General features: G+C 37.9%; 16 protein-coding genes. 11 read left to right on the top strand and 5 right to left on the bottom strand.

Translation table 11 applies throughout. From position 1 onward, the window contains the following. Positions 1-43: 43 nt before the first annotated feature. The 3 genes from serS to L1S34_RS13170 all read right to left on the bottom strand — a co-directional run bounded on the left by serS (position 44) and on the right by L1S34_RS13170 (position 2,453). Positions 44-1,315 carry a serine--tRNA ligase gene (gene serS, locus L1S34_RS13180; protein ID WP_210790614.1) on the bottom strand — a complete coding sequence of 424 codons (1,272 nt, stop codon included), beginning with the start codon at positions 1,313-1,315 and terminating at the stop codon, positions 44-46. A gap of 195 nt (positions 1,316-1,510) precedes the next feature. Beyond that, positions 1,511-2,050, bottom strand: coding sequence for a DMP19 family protein (locus L1S34_RS13175; RefSeq protein WP_166132521.1), 540 nt, complete (start codon positions 2,048-2,050; stop codon positions 1,511-1,513). A 202-nt stretch (positions 2,051-2,252) separates the two neighbouring features. After that, entirely contained in the window at positions 2,253-2,453 is a 201-nt protein-coding gene (locus L1S34_RS13170) for a hypothetical protein (RefSeq protein ID WP_236364466.1), read from the bottom strand. 391 nt (positions 2,454-2,844) lie between these two features. On the opposite strand from L1S34_RS13170, the gene metG reads away from it, so the two are divergent. The 4 genes from metG to L1S34_RS13150 all read left to right on the top strand — a co-directional run bounded on the left by metG (position 2,845) and on the right by L1S34_RS13150 (position 7,235). Further along, positions 2,845-4,905 (top strand): methionine--tRNA ligase, encoded by a 2,061-nt coding sequence (gene metG / locus L1S34_RS13165; RefSeq protein WP_236364386.1) that lies wholly within the window; start codon positions 2,845-2,847, stop codon positions 4,903-4,905. Between the two features lie 68 nt (positions 4,906-4,973). After that, complete coding sequence (locus tag L1S34_RS13160; protein WP_236364385.1) at positions 4,974-5,663, top strand: HAD family hydrolase; 690 nt, start codon at positions 4,974-4,976, stop codon at positions 5,661-5,663. Positions 5,664-5,680: 17 nt separating this feature from the next. Continuing rightward, a complete protein-coding gene (locus L1S34_RS13155; RefSeq protein ID WP_236364384.1) occupies positions 5,681-6,310 on the top strand; it encodes a chloramphenicol acetyltransferase in 630 nt (209 codons plus the stop codon). Positions 6,311-6,335: 25 nt separating this feature from the next. After that, positions 6,336-7,235 (top strand): histone deacetylase family protein, encoded by a 900-nt coding sequence (locus L1S34_RS13150; protein WP_236364383.1) that lies wholly within the window; start codon positions 6,336-6,338, stop codon positions 7,233-7,235. Positions 7,236-7,293: 58 nt separating this feature from the next. Here the strand turns inward: L1S34_RS13150 and L1S34_RS13145 are convergent, their stop codons facing one another. Then, positions 7,294-7,617 carry a single-stranded DNA-binding protein gene (locus tag L1S34_RS13145; protein WP_210790597.1) on the bottom strand — a complete coding sequence of 108 codons (324 nt, stop codon included), beginning with the start codon at positions 7,615-7,617 and terminating at the stop codon, positions 7,294-7,296. Between the two features lie 186 nt (positions 7,618-7,803). Here L1S34_RS13145 and L1S34_RS13140 point away from each other — a divergent pair, with 186 nt between their 5' ends. The 6 genes from L1S34_RS13140 to L1S34_RS13115 are packed head-to-tail and all read left to right on the top strand — an operon-like array spanning position 7,804 to position 14,373. After that, on the top strand, positions 7,804-9,333 hold the full coding sequence (locus tag L1S34_RS13140) for a bifunctional GNAT family N-acetyltransferase/carbon-nitrogen hydrolase family protein (protein WP_236364382.1): 1,530 nt from the start codon (positions 7,804-7,806) through the stop codon (positions 9,331-9,333). Continuing rightward, the gene (locus L1S34_RS13135) at positions 9,330-9,680 is read left to right on the top strand and encodes a hypothetical protein (RefSeq protein ID WP_166132528.1); all 351 of its coding nucleotides are present in this window, start codon (positions 9,330-9,332) and stop codon (positions 9,678-9,680) included. The genes L1S34_RS13140 and L1S34_RS13135 overlap by 4 nt, the downstream gene beginning before the upstream one ends. A 30-nt stretch (positions 9,681-9,710) precedes the next feature. Continuing rightward, positions 9,711-12,119: a M20/M25/M40 family metallo-hydrolase gene (locus L1S34_RS13130; RefSeq protein ID WP_236364381.1), complete on the top strand. Its 2,409-nt coding sequence runs from the start codon at positions 9,711-9,713 to the stop codon at positions 12,117-12,119. Positions 12,120-12,124: 5 nt separating this feature from the next. Then, a complete protein-coding gene (locus L1S34_RS13125) occupies positions 12,125-12,652 on the top strand; it encodes an ORF6N domain-containing protein (protein WP_236364380.1) in 528 nt (175 codons plus the stop codon). After that, positions 12,639-13,442, top strand: coding sequence for an SDR family oxidoreductase (locus L1S34_RS13120; RefSeq protein ID WP_236364379.1), 804 nt, complete (start codon positions 12,639-12,641; stop codon positions 13,440-13,442). Before L1S34_RS13125 ends, L1S34_RS13120 begins: the two co-directional genes overlap by 14 nt. 1 nt (position 13,443) lies before the next feature. Beyond that, positions 13,444-14,373, top strand: a complete 930-nt coding sequence (locus L1S34_RS13115) for a DMT family transporter (protein WP_236364378.1) — start codon at positions 13,444-13,446, stop codon at positions 14,371-14,373. Positions 14,374-15,108: 735 nt separating this feature from the next. Here L1S34_RS13115 and L1S34_RS13110 read toward each other — a convergent pair. Beyond that, the gene (locus L1S34_RS13110) at positions 15,109-16,323 is read right to left on the bottom strand and encodes a helix-turn-helix transcriptional regulator (RefSeq protein ID WP_236364377.1); all 1,215 of its coding nucleotides are present in this window, start codon (positions 16,321-16,323) and stop codon (positions 15,109-15,111) included. A 369-nt stretch (positions 16,324-16,692) separates the two neighbouring features. Here L1S34_RS13110 and L1S34_RS13105 point away from each other — a divergent pair. Beyond that, positions 16,693-17,496 (top strand): leucine-rich repeat protein (locus L1S34_RS13105; RefSeq protein ID WP_236364376.1); only part of this gene is annotated, 804 nt, incomplete at its 3' end.

Here is a 17,496-nt window from a genome sequence, read left to right as displayed (position 1 = left end):
CAGCAACAGTGTAAAATTACTGTGGCTGAAAACTGCAAATTGCTTAATCTATAATATCAAATCCACAATACGGACGCAATACTTCTGGAATTACAATCCCCTCTGGAGTTTGGTAATTTTCTAAAATTCCGGCTAGTACTCGTGGTAAAGCCAAAGCACTTCCGTTCAAAGTATGAGCCAATTGGTTTTTTCCATCTTTGTCTTTGAAACGCAATTTCAAGCGATTGGCTTGAAAGGTTTCAAAATTTGATACTGAACTAATTTCTAACCAACGGTCTTGTGCCGTAGAAAAAACTTCAAAATCATAGGTCAATGCTGATGTAAAGCCCATGTCACCTCCGCAAAGACGCAAAACTCGGTAAGGTAATTTTAAGTCTCTCAAAATGTCCTTAACATGCTCAACCATCCCGTCAAGGGCTTCGTAAGACTTATCAGGATGCTCAACGCGTACAATTTCTACTTTATCAAACTGATGCAAACGGTTTAACCCGCGCACGTGTGCTCCGTATGAACCTGCTTCACGACGGAAACAAGGCGTGTAAGCTGTAGTCAATACAGGCAATTCATTTTCGTTCAGGATTACATCGCGAAACAAATTGGTTACAGGAACCTCAGCTGTTGGAATCAAGTACAAATCATCAGCTTTGTCGTGATACATTTGCCCTTCTTTGTCAGGCAACTGTCCTGTTCCGTAGGCTGAAGCTTCATTTACCATGTGTGGCACCTGCACTTCATTATAACCTGCTGCTGTATTTTTATCTAGGAAATAATTGATCAAGGCGCGTTGCAAACGAGCTCCTTTGCCTTTGTAAACTGGGAAACCCGCACCTGTGATTTTAACACCCAATTCAAAATCGATGATGTCGTATTTTTTTACCAATTCCCAATGTGGTAAAGCGCCTTCGTGTAATACAGGCACAGTACCTTCTTCAAAAACATTCAGGTTTTCTTCTGGAGTTTTACCTTCTGGAACAATCGCTGCAGGAAGGTTTGGTAGGGTATATAATTTTTCAAGTAATTCGGCTGCTAAAGCATCGGCAGTTTCGGCTAATTTTTTACTTTTTTCTTTGTTGGCTACTGTTTTTTCTTTCAAGATCGAAGCTTTGGCCTTATCACCAGCTTTCATGAGTTCACCAATATCTTTCGCTAATTTATTAGATTCGGACAAAATGGTATCCAGCTCTACCTGAGTTGCACGACGGTTTTCGTCCAATTGTATCACCTCTTCCACTACACTTTTGGCATCCATATTTCTTTTTGCCAAAGCTTGGATTACCTTTTCTTGATTCTCTCTAATAAATGCGATTTGTAACATAGCTTAATTTTTTTGCGCTAAATGGTATAATAATGGTAGCAAATTTAAGGAAATGTTTGGTAAGATTGGGACAAAGTTTTTGGGGAAAAGCTATTTCACGAAGATTCACAAAACAACCACAAAGATTCATCAAGTTTTTTTGAAAAATCTTTGCGCTGCTCTGTGTTTTTCTTGGTGTGTCTTTGCGAAATAACGCTATTCTCTTTTAATCTCGTGACCCACAAATTCTTCTAATGTAGCAAACATATCGTCTATAGAAAGCACTTCAAGATCAGGGTGCGACATTAAAAAAGCAGCATTAAGTTCTACTATATTTTCTTCTATTTCGAAAAAAGTATCGGTGTTGAGTGCGTCACGAGTTGGGTTAACACCGTCTAATTTTCCTTGTAAAAATTTATTGAGTTTCACACTGCTCATTAAACGCACTTTTTTAGACTGTTGTTGAAAAAGCTCTAGATGTTTTGGTGCTTCAATCAAGGCCAAACCTTCTTCAATAAGTTCATTTAATTCCTTGTTCCATCCGGAGCGGTGTACAAATTGTGCAAAATTACCCTCAACATGTTGGGCTACATAAAAATCTAAATAATAACTCATCAACGCATCTTCGTGAATTAAATCGTCATCAATTTTTTCTTCGCGCATTAAGTTAATTACCGAAATGTTTGAGTTAATTATGTCTTGTGGGTTTTCACTTTGAGCAGCGTTTTCTGAGATGATGATTTTTCCGAATTCCATTAGGGTTGCGTTTTATATTTAGGATGCAAATTTCGTTTTTTCGCCACAGATTAAACAGATTAAAATAGATTTATTTCTGCTATAAATTTTATTTGATGCATTATGTTCTCTTTGTGATTGAAATTTAATTTGATATTGACATAGATATCGATTTTTTTACCACAGATTGCACAGATTACCACAGATTTATTTCACCTAAAAATTAAATATCATCAGGTGTATCATTATTCTTTTGCTGATTGATTTTGGCAACCAAAGCTTTCAGGCGCAAGGCTTTTTCTCTTTTTTCCTCTTGCAATTTGGCCTTTTTACGATTTAGTAATTTGGTGTGCAAGGCTTTATTTTTGGTGTTTTTTTCGGGACCTTTGGGCATAATAAGGAGTGGTTTTATTGGATTAGCCATTTATTGCAAAATGATGTGCATAAGATTTAAAACTTTGCAAAGGAAACTATTTTTCATGACTCTGCTAAACTGACAAAATAGGAATCATGATTTGAGTTACTCCCGAATCAAAGATTTCTTTTCCCTCTGAATGAAAAATAGCTTACGAAAACCCAATTCCCTAGCCCTAATAGTAGTAAAAATCCTTTCGCGGCGAGGTTCGGAGCAAAAGATTATAACGGATAGTGGGACATCGCAGATTCAGCAAAGCTAAATAGCTTCAAATAAAATTCTATTGCTTATTTTTGCGAGCGATTATATCAAATCATGCAATTTGCCAACGAAAAAAGGCAGTTTGTTACTTTCTTATAAGCGCATTACATGTGAAAACTAAAAAAAACACGAGTTACAAATGATACAGAATCCAAAAAGATATACAATTACCGCGGCATTGCCTTATACTAACGGACCCATTCATATTGGCCATTTGGCTGGTGTTTATGTGCCATCGGATATTTACTCTCGCTATTTGCGTTTGCAAAATCGCGACGTTTTATTTGTTTGCGGAAGCGACGAACACGGCGTAGCTATTTCGATGAAAGCCAAAAAAGAAGGCATTACACCGCAGCAAGTAATTGATAAATATGATGGTATTATTCGCAAATCATTCTTAGATTTCGGAATTTCATTTGATAATTATTCTAGAACTTCGGCTAAAATTCATCACGATACGGCATCGGAATTTTTTAAAAAATTATACGAGCAAGGCGATTTTATTGAAGAAACAACGGAGCAATTGTACGATGCGAAAGCCGATCAGTTTTTGGCTGACCGTTTTGTTACTGGTACTTGCCCAAAATGTGGCAACGAAGAGGCGTATGGTGATCAATGCGAAAAATGTGGTTCTACATTGAACGCTACCGATTTAATTAATCCAAAATCGACTATCACAGGAGAAACGCCTATTTTAAAATCGACTAAACACTGGTTTTTACCTTTGGATCGTTACGAGGACTTCCTGAAAGAATGGATTTTGGTAGGACATAAAAGCGACTGGAAACCGAATGTTTACGGCCAAGTAAAATCATGGATTGACGGCGGTTTAGAGCCTCGTGCCGTAACGCGTGATCTTGATTGGGGAATTGATGTTCCTGTGGCTGGCGCCGAAGGTAAAAAATTATATGTTTGGTTTGATGCACCTATTGGCTACATATCAGCCACGAAAGAATGGGCTGCACGCGAAGGAAAAGACTGGGAGCCTTACTGGAAAGATCAAGATACCAAATTGGTTCACTTTATAGGAAAAGACAATATTGTTTTTCACTGTGTTATTTTCCCGGCGATGTTAAAAGCGGAAGGAAGTTACATTTTACCGGACAACGTTCCTGCCAATGAATTTTTAAATTTAGAAGGCAATAAATTATCAACCTCGAAAAACTGGGCGGTTTGGCTGCACGAATATCTAGAGGATTTCCCGAATCAACAAGATGTTTTGCGTTATGCTTTGACCTCGAATGCACCAGAAACGAAAGACAACGATTTTACTTGGAAAGATTTTCAAGCAAGAAACAACAATGAGTTGGTTGCCATTTTTGGAAACTTCATCAACCGTGTGGTAGTTTTAACTAATAAGTATTACAATGGCGTGGTTCCTACACCGAATGAACTTTCTGAGGTCGACGAACAAACTTTGGCAGAATTAAAAGCGTATCCAGCGGTAATTTCGAGCTCGGTAGAGCGTTTCAGATTCCGCGAAGCACTTGGCGAAATGATGAATGCTGCGCGACTTGGTAATAAATACTTAGCCGATGAAGAGCCTTGGAAAATGATTAAAACAGACGAAGAGCGCACCAAAACTCAAATGTATGTGGCTTTGCAAATTGCCGCAGCGTTGAGCACGCTTTGTGAACCGTTTTTACCATTTACAGCACAAAAATTATCTCGTATTTTAAAATTAGAACAGCCCTTGGCTTGGAGTACCATCTCTGAAACATCTGAGTTGTTATCTTCAGGACATCAAATTGGAGAGGCAGAATTACTGTTTTCTAAAATTGAAGACGATGCCCTCCAGCAACAAATAGAAAAATTGCAAGCTACCAAAACGGCAAACGAAGCTGAAAATAAAGTAGCCGAGCCACAAAAAGAGTTGATTCAGTTTGAAGATTTTGCAAAAATGGACATTCGTACCGGAACTATTTTAGAAGCTGAAAAAATGCCAAAAGCGAATAAACTTTTGATATTGAAAGTGGATACTGGAATTGATGTTCGCACTATTGTTTCTGGTATTGCCGAAAGTTTTAAACCCGAAGATATCATTGGAAAACGCGTAACTGTTTTAGTGAACTTGGCTCCAAGAAACTTACGAGGCGTAGAAAGTCAAGGTATGATTTTGATGACTACAAATACTGAAGGAAAATTGGTTTTTGTAAATCCTGACACGGATGGTGTAGCGAATGGAGAGACAATCAATTAAAAAAATTAACCGCAGATGCGCAGATATATCTTTTATCAATCTGCGAATCTGCGGTAAAATACATAAATATGAACCTAAAAGTAATTGCTTTCGATGCTGATGACACTTTGTTCATCAATGAAACCTATTTTTTGGAAACCGAAGAGAAATTTTGTGCCCTTATGAGTGATTATTTGTCGCATCAAGGACTATCGCAAGAATTGTTTAAGGTAGAAATCGCTAATTTAAAATTATACGGTTACGGAATCAAAGGATATATTTTATCCATGATTGAGGCGGCAATGAAAATTTCGAACAATACCATTCCGATTGAAGTTATTGAGAAGATAATACAATACGGAAAAGAGCTTTTAGAAAAACCTATCGAACTTTTAGAAGGTGTTGAAGAATGTTTAGAGGCATTATATGGCAAATACAAATTAGTAGTAGCCACCAAAGGCGATTTACTAGACCAACGACGGAAGTTGCACAATTCTGGTTTAGGAAAGTATTTTCATCACATTGAAGTCATGTCGGATAAAAAAGAACAAGATTATGACGATTTATTGAAACGTTTAGATGTGCAACCGCATGAATTTTTAATGGTTGGCAACTCTTTAAAATCCGACGTATTACCTGTTTTAGAATTGGGCGGATATGCGGTTCATATTCCATTTCACACGACTTGGGCTCATGAAAAGATTGACCACGAAATACAGCACGAGAACTTTCACAGTTTTACAAATATTACAGAAGTTGTTGACCTAATTACAAATTGAGAGACGCATAAATACAAATGAAACAGCTTTTAGATCTAGAAAACTGGAACAGAAAAGAACATTTTTTATTTTTTAAAGAGTTTGACGAACCCTTTTACGGGGCAACAGTTACGATAGACTGCAGTAAAGCTTATGCCGTGGCAAAAGAAAAACAGACGTCTTTTTTTACTTATTATTTACACAAAACACTTACAGCAGTCAATCATTTTGACTGTTTTAGATACCGAATTGCTGATAATCAAATTTACATTTGGGACCGCATTGACGCCTCAGCAACCGTAGGACGTGAAGATGGAACTTTTGGATTTTCATTAATGCCGTATAATGAAGACTATTCCGTTTTTAATCAAGATGCATTAGCCGAAGTAGAGCGCATTCAGCACACCACTGGTTTGTTTACACGTACTTTTTCTGATGACAATGTGATTCATTTTTCAGCCATTCCGTGGTTGGATTTCACCTCATTATCTCATGCCCGTAGCTATCAATTTCCTGATAGTTGTCCTAAAATTTCATTCGGGAAAATGACCCTTCACCCTGATGGTAAACGAACCATGCCTATGAGCATACACGTACATCACGGTTTGATTGATGGTTTGCACCTTGGCCAATTTGTAGATTATTTTCAGGATTTAATGAATCAGTAAGCATTGAACTTTAAACAAAATCACAATGCTTCCTATAGCTTTTCATCCCATATACCAGCATCCTTTACCCGACGGGCACCGTTTCCCGATGCTGAAATACGAATTGTTACCCCAACAATTACTGCATGAAGGCACCGCTGTAGCTGCTGATTTTTTTGAACCTACTGCTTGCGACATCGAACTAGTTCTTGCGGCACATGAACAAGAATATGTTCAAAATTTAATAGCGCTACAAATTGACCCTCGAGCTGCTCGCAAAATTGGTTTTCCACTTTCAAAAGAATTAGTCCAACGTGAACTCATTATTGCACAAGGTACCGTCATGGGCGCTGTAAAAGCATTTGAGCACAAAATTGCATTTAATATTGCTGGCGGAACACATCACGCTTTTCCCGGACATGGCGAAGCTTTTTGTTTACTGAACGACCAAGCTATTGCCGCACACTATTTACTGAATAAAAAGCTGGCAAAAAAAATCCTGATCATTGATTTGGATGTGCATCAAGGCAACGGAACTGCTGCCATCTTCCAAAATAACTCAAAGGTTTTTACTTTTTCTACGCATGGCAAAACTAATTATCCATTTAAAAAAGAAATCTCCGATCTGGATATCGCTTTTGAAGATCATACCACCGATGCTGTTTTCTTAAAAACAATTGCTGAAGTAATACCGCAATTAATACGTGAACAAAAACCCGATTTTATTTTTTATTTATCAGGTGTTGATATTTTGGCTACAGACAAATTAGGTAAACTAGGATGCACGCTCGAAGGTTGCAAAAAGCGAGACGAAATTGTTTTAGAACTCTGTGCCAAACATCAAATTCCTTTTCAAGTATCAATGGGTGGCGGTTATTCTCCAGAAATTAAAACCATTATTGAGGCGCACGCCAATACGTATCGAGTAGCGAAATCTATTTTTTAAAAACAAAAACGGGACGTCTCCAATGAGACATCCCGTTCCTTTCAACTATTTACTTTAACTATTTACTTAGCAAAAGCAATTCATTAGCCACAATTTCAGTGATGTATCGTTTTTCACCGTTTTTATCTTCGTAGCTTCTGTGTACCAGCTTCCCTTCTATACCAATTTCTTTTCCTTTGGTTACGTATTTCTCTATTAAATCAGCAGTTTTGCCCCAAGCTGTTACGCGGTGCCACTCGGTTTGCTCAACCTTATCCCCGTTTTCTTTGTAATAAACATCATTCGTGGCGATACTTACGTTGGCCAGTTTTTTTCCTCCTTCTAAAGTTTTAACTTCTGGATCTTGACCTACTCTTCCGATTAATTGTACTCTGTTTTTCATGGCGTGTAAATTTAAATATTAGTGTTTATTTGTTTGTATATCGATCTTGTTTCGAATCGACAGTGCAAAGATGTGACGACTACCAAAAACTATTCGGTTGCTAACTACTTACTTTCGGTTGTAACTATTTGTAAGCGTTTGTAAATGGCAAATTTTTTAATTATATTTGTTGAAAATCAATTTATTATGCAAGCAGCAATCAACAAAGTAGAACTCCGAAATTTGAAATTTGAGGACTATAAAGAACTCAAAAATTCAATGGTCGAATCGTATCCAGAAATGACTGGGTCCTACTGGAGAGAGCATCATATCGAAAAATTATTGAATCTTTTTCCCGAAGGACAATTAGTTATTTTGGTAGATGGCAAGGTAGTTGGCTCTGCACTTTCGTTGATTGTTGATGAAAACTTAGTCGATAAAAATCATAATTACTCTGACATCACTGGCAAATACACTTTTTCGACACACAATCCGAAAGGAGAAGTTTTGTACGGCATTGATGTTTTTATTCACCCTAATTATAGAGGTTTACGTTTGGGTCGTCGCCTATACGATGCGCGCAAGGAATTGTGCGAACAGTTAAATCTCAAGGCAATTGTTTTTGCTGGGCGCATCCCTAACTACGGGCAACATGCCGAAACCTTATCGCCTAAAGATTATATTGAAAAGGTAAAACGAAAAGAATTGCATGACTCTGTACTTTCTTTTCAATTGAGTAACGATTTTCACGTGTTGAAAGTCATGAAAAACTATCTTGAAGGCGATACCGACTCCAAAGAATTTGCTGTTTTACTGGAGTGGAACAATATTTATTTTGACAAAAGTCCAAAACTAATCAACTTAGAAAAAACAGTCATTCGTCTTGGACTCGTTCAATGGCAGATGCGTCAACTGAATAACTTAGAAGCCTTATTTGAACAATGTGAGTTTTTTGTAGACGTGGTTTCTGGTTACGGGAGTGATTTTGCACTTTTTCCAGAACTGTTTACAGCACCGTTGATGGCTGATTACAACCACTTATCAGAGGCCGAAGCCATTCGTGAACTGGCCAAACACACCGAGCCCATTCACAAACGATTCAAAGAATTGGCTATTTCGTACAATATCAACATTATTACGGGAAGCATGCCTTACCTTGAAAATGGCACACTTTACAATGTAGGTTTCCTTTGCAAACGAGACGGAACCTCAGAAATGTATGCTAAAATTCACGTAACACCAAACGAAGTGCAACATTGGGGCATGACGGGCGGGTCACAAATTAAAACTTTTGATACTGATTGCGGAAAAATAGGAATTGTAATTTGTTACGATGTAGAGTTTCCAGAGTTATCGCGATTACTTGCCGATGAGGGAATGAATATTTTGTTTGTCCCTTTTTTGACCGATACCCAAAACGCCTACACGCGCGTAAAACATTGTGCGCAAGCACGTGCTATTGAAAACGAATGTTATGTGGCCATTGCAGGTTGTGTGGGTAATCTACCAAAAGTAAACAACATGGACATTCAATATGCGCAATCAGCTGTGTTTACACCATCTGACTTTGCCTTTCCTAGTAACGGAATCAAAGCAGAGGCTACTCCAAATACTGAAATGACCTTGATTGTAGACGTTGATTTAGACTTGCTAAAAGAATTACACGAACACGGAAGCGTACGCATCCTAAAAGACAGAAGAACTGATTTATACGACATCCAAAAAATAAATCCATGACAAAAACCTGTTTAGAATGTGGCGAAAAAATTGTGGGACGCGAAGACAAAAAGTTTTGTAGCGACGGCTGCAGAAATGCCTACAATAACAAAATTAATAAGGACAGTACCAATTACATGCGCAACATCAACAACAAGTTGCGCAAAAATTACCGCATACTATCTGAACTCAATACCGAAGGTAAATCAAAAACCACTCGAGCCAAACTCCTTAGCAAAGGATTTGATTTCGATTTTTTTACCTCGATATTAAACACCAAAACCGGAAACACCTACTACTTTTTGTACGATCAGGGTTACATGGTTTTAGACAATGATTATTACATGCTAGTTAAAAAAGACCTATAAATACCACGACCCCAAATGCTATAACCAACCATGAAAAAAAATTACGCATCCTTTTTTAGTGCCTTATTTATTGCAGGCATTATCGGCTTTCTATTTTTTAGCCTAATGCCCCGGTGGACCGCTGAAGAAGAAGAAGAACCTTTTGCCGAGTTCTCTACCAAAAGAGCTTTGCAACACATCAAAGCTATTGCTCAAAAACCGCATTATGTAGGCTCAAGCAATCATGACAACGTTGCCAATTATCTTGTACAAGAATTACGTAACCTCGGTCTCACTTCAAGCACGCAACAAGGCTACACCTTGAACGATAATGGACTCTTAGTTCAATCAAAAAACATTTTAGCACGAATCAAAGGAAGCAACTCTGATAAAGCATTGGTTTTGTTATCCCATTACGATAGTGCGCCACACTCCTACGCTCCCGGCGCGAGTGATGCAGGCTCAGGCGTAGCTACTATTTTAGAAAGTGTACGCGCATTTCTATATGCCAAAACACCACATAAAAATGATATTGTTATCTTGTTTACCGATGCCGAAGAACTCGGATTAAATGGTGCAGCTCTTTTTGTAACCCAACACCAATGGGCTAAGGAAGTAGGTCTTGTTTTGAATTTTGAAGCGCGCGGCTCGTCAGGACCAAGCTATATGTTGATGGAAACTACCGCAGGTAATGAAGGAATGGTGAACGCTTTTGCGGAAGCAAAAACTAAATATCCAGTATCCAACTCCTTAATGTACAGCATTTACAAAATGTTACCTAACGATACCGATCTCACAGTATTTAGAGAGCAAGGCAAAATTCAAGGTTTCAACTTTGCTTTTATTGACGATCATTTTAACTACCATACCGCTCAAGACGATGTGGCGCATTTGAACCAAAATACATTGGCACACCAAGGAACGTATTTGATGCCGTTGCTCAATTATTTTTCAAACGCAAATCTAGAAGCCGCCAAAAGTACAAACGACCAAGTTTATTTTAGTATTCCGTACACCTTCATCCACTACCCGTTTAGCTGGAATATACCTTTGGTTGTATTTGCAGCAATATGGCTTGCTTTTTTACTTTTTATAGGAAAAGCAAAAAGATTGTTTTCGTTTCGAGAAATTGCAAAAGGTTGTATTCCGTTATTCGGAAGCTTACTTACGGCTGGTTTACTAACTTTTTTAGGGTGGAAAAGCCTACTGTTATTTTATCCGCAGTACAATGATCTACTCAATGGCTTTACCTACAACGGTCATGATTACATAGCCGCTTTTATGGCACTTACTCTTGCCATAAGTTTCACCTTTTACCATTTTTTCTCCGAGCGAAAAATAACCATGAATCATTTGGTTACGCCACTTTTCTTATGGCTCATTATTAATTTCGCACTTGCTTTTTTCCTACCTGGAGCCGGATTTTTAATCATTCCCGTATACTTTGCCTTACTTGCATTAACAGCTTTTGTGGTCACACAAAAATCAAGAATAACTTTAAACATTTTACTAAGTATTCCTGCGCTTCTGCTTTTGGTTCCGTTCATACAAATGTTTCCGGTTGGTCTTGGTTTAAAGTTACTTTTTGGCAGTGCCATCCTCACCGTTCTAACTTTTGTTTTGCTACTGCCTGTTTTTGGTTCGTATACCAAAAAAGGTTGGTGGGCAATTTTGTTTTATGTCATTGCAATAGGCTTTTTTGCGAAAGCAGATTTCAACTCTAGCTACGAATTAGGCAAAGCCAAATCCAACAGTTTGGTTTACGTTTATGATGCTGACACCAAACAAGCCAACTGGGCCACATACGACACCAATTTAGACAGTTGGACTAAGACTGTTCTTGGCAACCAACCCAAAGCTGCTACTAGTAACACGATTAATTCACTCACAAGCAAATACAATTCTGGTTTTAGTTATACCGCTGCAGCACCGAAAGTAGCTTTAAAAGAACCATCGATCGTATTTTTAGAAGACCGAATAGTTGCTTCAAATAGATACGTAGCACTACAGATTACACCGAATAGAAAAGTGAACCGCTACGATATTTTTGCTAATGAAAAGATGAAAATCTATAATTTCAAAGCCAATCGTACCACGGAAAGTAATAATTCAGCAGGCGAATACCGCAGAAAAGGATCTAACTTGTTGCGCTATTATCTGGTAAATAATGCGCCTTTGGTTTTAAAATTTAATTTTGATGCCAATATCCCTTTCGACATGGAGTTGCTAGAAAGTTCCTTTGATTTGATGAGCAATCCGCTATTTCAAATCCCGAAAAGAGAAAACTGGATGATGCCTACGCCATTTGTATTGACAGATGCTGTGGTGATTAAACAAAAAATTAAAGTTACTCCCGTGGCAATTGTTCCAACCGAAAACAATTTAATTATTCAGCCTTATCGGCAAGTGGTGAAAATTAAAGGTAATACTATAAGAAGAACAATTTCAAAAAACTTTTAGATCAAATGCAGTTAAACACTCTACAAACTAAGATTCATGTCATGCAGGGACAAAACGTTATTCTTGACTATGATCTTGCAGCACTTTATGAAGTAGAAACCAAAGTACTAAATCAAGCCGTAAAAAGAAACAGCAAGCGCTTTCCTAGTGATTTTATGTTTCAATTAACCGATTCGGAATACGCTTCTTTAAGGTCACAAATTGTGACCTTAGATGCAAACGGACGGGGCAAGCATAGAAAATACAATCCGTATGCTTTCACAGAACAAGGAATAGCCATGCTCAGCGGCATTTTAAATTCTGATGTTGCAATACACGTTAATATTGCTATCATGCGTACCTTTGTCCACATCCGAAAATATGCATTAGAGCACAAAGAATTCAATGAAAGAATGCTTGAAATAGAAGCAAAATACGATAAAAAATTCAGCGATGTGTATGAAGCCTTAAATTACCTCATCCAAAAAGAAGAAAAAGAAACTACACAAAAAGTACGCAAGCAAATAGGTTATAAAAACAATGAAACAAATTAGCATATTAGGTTGTGGATGGCTCGGACTGCCTTTGGCGAAAGCCCTGATTGCAGACGGTCACGCTGTAAAAGGCTCTACCACAACTACCGAAAAAGAAGCCATTTTAGCCGAAGCGCAGATCAACCCCTACTCGATACAACTTTCTGAGAATGGAATAATGGGACCTATCTCGAATTTTCTGGACGGGTCAACTACTTTACTCATTGATATCCCACCAAAATTGCGCAGCACAGAAAGCGAGAATTTTGTTGCCAAAATCAACCAACTAATTCCTTTTATCGAGCAATCAACAATAGAAAATGTCCTTTTCATCAGCTCAACATCAGTATTTAATGACCTTCAAGGCATCGTTAAAAAAGATACTGTTCCTGAACCTGATACCGAAAGTGGCAAACAACTTTGGGAAACCGAGCAACTTTTGCACAGCAACACGCATTTCAAAACCACTGTACTTCGTTTTGGTGGATTGATTGGTGGCAACCGACATCCGATACATTTTTTATCCGGTCGCCAGCAGGTACCCAATCCAGATGCGCCGGTTAATTTAATTCATTTAGAAGATTGTGTTGGAATCATAAAAACCATCCTTAAAAACAACTTGTGGGGACAAACTTGGAATGCCACCGCACCTGCGCATCCTAGCCGCAAAGATTATTACACGCAAAAAGCTTTAGAATTTGATTTGGCTCCACCACAATTTGTAAACGAAGGTGGCTCCGACCAAAAAATAATAGGAACCGACGAGCTACAAAGCATATTAAAGTATACTTTTGCACAACCAAATTTGTGAAGTGAAAACCAAAATTAAGAATGCCGTTTCGTCAAAATTAAGTACCATTGGCTTGCCAATTCTGGCTTTGTGCTGGATAAGTTTTTTTTGGGGAACCACCTGGATTGCTTCCAAAGAGGGCGTAAAACATATGCCCGCTTTGCAACTAGTAGCCATCAGGCAATTTTTGGGCGGAATCATTTATATTTCCTTTTTCTTGTTCAAAAAAACCCCTTGGCCAAAAGGAAAGCAATGGAAAACTATTGCCATACTCAGTATTTTAAACTTCGTGTTGAGCAATGCACTAAGCACTTGGGGTGTCAAGTACATCAGCAGCGGCTTGGGCGCCATTATAGGTGCGTGTGTCCCGTTGTGGATTGTCATTATTTCCTTTTTTCAAGGAGAACGTTTATCTAAGTTCTCTATTCTGGGTTTGTTGATTAGTTTTAGTGGTGTTTGCGTGATTTTTTACGATCATTTAGCTGATTTTTTAATTCCTGATTTCCGCTTTGGAATCATCATTTCGGTGATTTCAACCATTACTTGGGCCTTTGGTACTTTGTACACCAAACAAAAAGCCGCCAGTTTTAATCCTTATTTTAGCCTGGGAATTCAAATGTTTTTGTCCAGTATATTGCTTTTTGCCTACAATGGCGCCACCGGAACCGCTGTAAACCTAGCCGAAATACCGGCAATTTCTTGGTGGTCTATTGCATATTTGGTTGTTTTTGGCTCGGTACTTACTTTTATCGCCTTTATTTATGCGTTGCAAAACTTACCAGCAGCCATCAGTAGTGTTTACTCGTACATTAACCCAATTATCGCTGTGTTGTTGGGCGCTTTGATTTTTGGCGAAACCCTAAATGCAGCTATAGCCATAGGCGGCAGCGTTACTTTATTTGGTTTGTATTTAGTAAATTACTCCTTGCGAAAAGCACGCGCAAAAGAATAAAACCACCAAAATTTACAACACTTTTTCTTGATTTTAGGAGCAGGCTGGTATCTTACCAAGTCGTTTTGTCCTGCTGTACGCTACAATCTCCTGTTCCATCCCGAGGCTTCGGGACTTGCACAGCAGGATTTTCGCTGCCATCAGGGCTATCAAAATCGTATTGGTTTTCAGTAGGTAACTAAACCCAAGTACCTTGCAAAAAAAACCATGCAAAATAAACGAAGGAAACCCTTTGATACTTAAGCGAAGACACCTAACAGGTTTCAAAAACCTGTTAGGTGTTCACAATTAGTTGAAAATAAGTTTTAGTCGCCACATTGAGTACAAGCCAGATGTAGTTATGGTTCTCGACTGCGCTCGAACTGACAGCATATTTCGAGTTTACATTTGGTCACATCGAGCGCTGTCGAGATGAAGTTCGGGTTCTCAACAGCACTCGAACTGACAACATGCTCTTTGCTGATTTTGTAATGAAAATAAAACGAACTATCATAGCCCCGATGGAAGCGGCATCTCCCGATTTAGAAAAATAAGGCTTTTTGGCCGTAGTTTTTATTTATCGGGAATACAGCGCACAGCGGGACGAGTTGTGTGGGGAGCAAAATAGTACTGCTCCTAAAATTACAACTTGTGTAAAAGAATATCTAACCCGATATTAAAAGTGTTGACTGTCCGTATTTTTTTATCCAGAGTTCCTCAAAACCTAGAACGGAAGAGTTAAAAAACGACCTTAATTTATTTAATGGCCGAGCGATGCGGCACCTTCATGACCTCATAAATAATTTTGAGGTGGTATTTTACGGTGTTTTCTGAAATATGCAGTTTGTTGGCGATTTCTTTATTGGTCAAACCATTTTTAATCCAAGTGATGATTTCGCGTTGCCTATCTGTAAAATCGTATTCAGGCAAGATGACTGTTGCGGCATCATCGGTTTTTTGTTGGTGCGTTAACTTTTCAATTTCACCATAAATACGAGTATTTTCTTGTTCAACAAGTATTCTACGAGTTTTGTTAGAATAGTACAAACGCACTGCAAAATACAGCAGTAGCAGCAATGCCACGATTACGCCATACAAGATGTAATCAAGGTAACGTGCGTTTTGCTCTTTCAATTTGGTGTTTTCTTGTTCTAATTGCAGCTCTGCCAACTCGAGTTTACCATTAGCATCGGTGGCATCGTAGAGTTTTACAATTGAATCGTATTTTTTTTGAACATCAAATGCGTTTTTATAATCGTTATTTTCTTGATAAGTATTGCGCATTACCTCGTACAGGTACATTTCGTACTTGATTTTTTTGTACTTTTTGGCAATAGCTAAGCCCTCTTTGAATGCGTTATCGCGTTGCGCGTCTAACTTCATTTTATTGTACACTTCAATTTTTTTACCAAAAATATTAGGTAAATGTTCTGGTGCTTCGGCTTTGATGATGGCCGCTGCTTCGTCTAATAATTGTAGGGCTTCGTCATAATTTTTATCTAACATTTTTAAGTAGCCATCTTGCATGATCAACCACGATCTAGTACCTGCAGTTAAGTGTTTATAGCCATCTTTACGCAGGATCACTAATAATTTAGCTGCTTTGTCGTACTCGTGATTATCAAAATATACAAAACATTTCTCCGCTGAAATGGTATTGGTAACTTCTTGAGGATGGTCACTTTTCATTCCTTCTAAAAGTGCTTGCTCCAGTTTATTTAATGCTTTTGTGTAGTTAAAAAGTCGTTTGTAAGTGTACGACATGTACAAATACGCAAAATATTTATCGTACGACGAAGCGTTAGAATTGGTTGTAATCTTGCTTAAAACAATAATCGATTTCTCGTATTGCTGTGCATCGTTATAGCCATTTATTTGTTTTTCGAGTTTTATGATGTGTGGAGGTTGCCCTAAAACGGCGCAAATTCCTGTTAGAAAAATCATAAAAACCAAAGCGTACTTTTTTATCATTTTTAACTTTTTGTCAAAGATAATAAATGCAGTAGATTTTTAGTAAAAATAATAATTTTCACAAAACATTCATTTACAGATTTTTACACAACCGACTACCCGACGGGTAGTCAGCAAAACTACCCGCTAACTACCCACTCCAAACTAGGAAAATCTAAAAATCATGTTAATCTTTGTACTTTCAATAAAACAATGTTATGCAACAACTGCTCAATTTTTTAAAACTCCTTTTTCTGAAAAGAGACGAAGCCATTTACACTTGCTTTCAAAACAACATAAAACTCACCGATAAAAATATCAACGAAGTGAGACAAATTTTAAATCAAAATAACACCAAAACAATCCATCCTTAAACAAAAACTCATTTTTATGAAACAAAAAAACTTTCTTTTATTTTTACTGCTGAGCCTGCACTTTATTGGCTTTGCTCAAGCCGATTTTTCCCAAGGCCCTCTTAGATTTATTCAAATTGCGGGAACCAACAATGTGGGAGTTCAAAGGGATTTAACCATATCACCCACTGGTAATTTGATAATACCTTCAACGGTTTCAAATAATGGCACAACCTACACAGTTACCGCAATTCGAAACAATGGATTCAGAGCAATAACAGGTATAGTAAGTGTTTTTATACCTGAAACTGTTACAACAATTGACTTTATAGCATTTGGTGACTGTCCTAACTTAAACTCTGTCAGCATACCAAGTGCTATAAGTGGACTGTTTTCAACTTTTTCAAATTGCACAGCCTTACAAACAGTAACTATTAGAAGCTCAGTGCCTCCTTTCTCTTCTGGTGCATTTAATGGAGTAAATCTGAATAATGTAAAATTAGTTGTTCCAAATGGAGCTGAAGAAGCCTACAGAGCATCAAGTGAATGGCAAAATTTTGGATCTATCATGCCTAGTAGCACAGTAAACATCAATAGTAATACTAAATTAACCACTAGCGGCAATGTAGTAATCAATGTCCAAGGTGGTGCACTGACAAATAATGGAACCATCTCCAATATCAATGGGACCCTAACTTTTTCAGCACCTGTAACTTTTGCAGGAACTGGCACTACCAACACAAGAAACCTCAAAATTGAACATACGGGTAGTAGCCGTTTAAACAACCGCATCAATGTTACTGGTAGTGTTGCAGTTAACAATGGTTCGCTAAACGCTAAT

Origin of the sequence: Flavobacterium sp. K77, from assembly GCF_021608205.1 — a bacterium.
Lineage (GTDB): Bacteria > Bacteroidota > Bacteroidia > Flavobacteriales > Flavobacteriaceae > Flavobacterium > Flavobacterium turcicum.
The sequence above is the reverse complement of the archived record's forward strand: the minus strand, read 5'-3'. Positions and strand labels throughout refer to the sequence as shown.

Bases quoted from the DNA above. Each gene is read 5' to 3' on its own strand.
- L1S34_RS13140 (WP_236364382.1), top strand. From the start codon at position 7,804: ATGCAAGCAGCAATCAACAAAGTAGAACTCCGAAATTTGAAATTTGAG.
- metG (WP_236364386.1), top strand. From the start codon at position 2,845: ATGATACAGAATCCAAAAAGATATACAATTACCGCGGCATTGCCTTAT.
- L1S34_RS13150 (WP_236364383.1), top strand. From the start codon at position 6,336: ATGCTTCCTATAGCTTTTCATCCCATATACCAGCATCCTTTACCCGAC.
- serS (WP_210790614.1), bottom strand. From the start codon at position 1,315: ATGTTACAAATCGCATTTATTAGAGAGAATCAAGAAAAGGTAATCCAA.
- L1S34_RS13135 (WP_166132528.1), top strand. From the start codon at position 9,330: ATGACAAAAACCTGTTTAGAATGTGGCGAAAAAATTGTGGGACGCGAA.
- L1S34_RS13160 (WP_236364385.1), top strand. From the start codon at position 4,974: ATGAACCTAAAAGTAATTGCTTTCGATGCTGATGACACTTTGTTCATC.
- L1S34_RS13120 (WP_236364379.1), top strand. From the start codon at position 12,639: ATGAAACAAATTAGCATATTAGGTTGTGGATGGCTCGGACTGCCTTTG.
- L1S34_RS13125 (WP_236364380.1), top strand. From the start codon at position 12,125: ATGCAGTTAAACACTCTACAAACTAAGATTCATGTCATGCAGGGACAA.
- L1S34_RS13110 (WP_236364377.1), bottom strand. From the start codon at position 16,323: ATGATAAAAAAGTACGCTTTGGTTTTTATGATTTTTCTAACAGGAATT.
- L1S34_RS13170 (WP_236364466.1), bottom strand. From the start codon at position 2,453: ATGGCTAATCCAATAAAACCACTCCTTATTATGCCCAAAGGTCCCGAA.
- L1S34_RS13175 (WP_166132521.1), bottom strand. From the start codon at position 2,050: ATGGAATTCGGAAAAATCATCATCTCAGAAAACGCTGCTCAAAGTGAA.
- L1S34_RS13145 (WP_210790597.1), bottom strand. From the start codon at position 7,617: ATGAAAAACAGAGTACAATTAATCGGAAGAGTAGGTCAAGATCCAGAA.
- L1S34_RS13155 (WP_236364384.1), top strand. From the start codon at position 5,681: ATGAAACAGCTTTTAGATCTAGAAAACTGGAACAGAAAAGAACATTTT.
- L1S34_RS13130 (WP_236364381.1), top strand. From the start codon at position 9,711: ATGAAAAAAAATTACGCATCCTTTTTTAGTGCCTTATTTATTGCAGGC.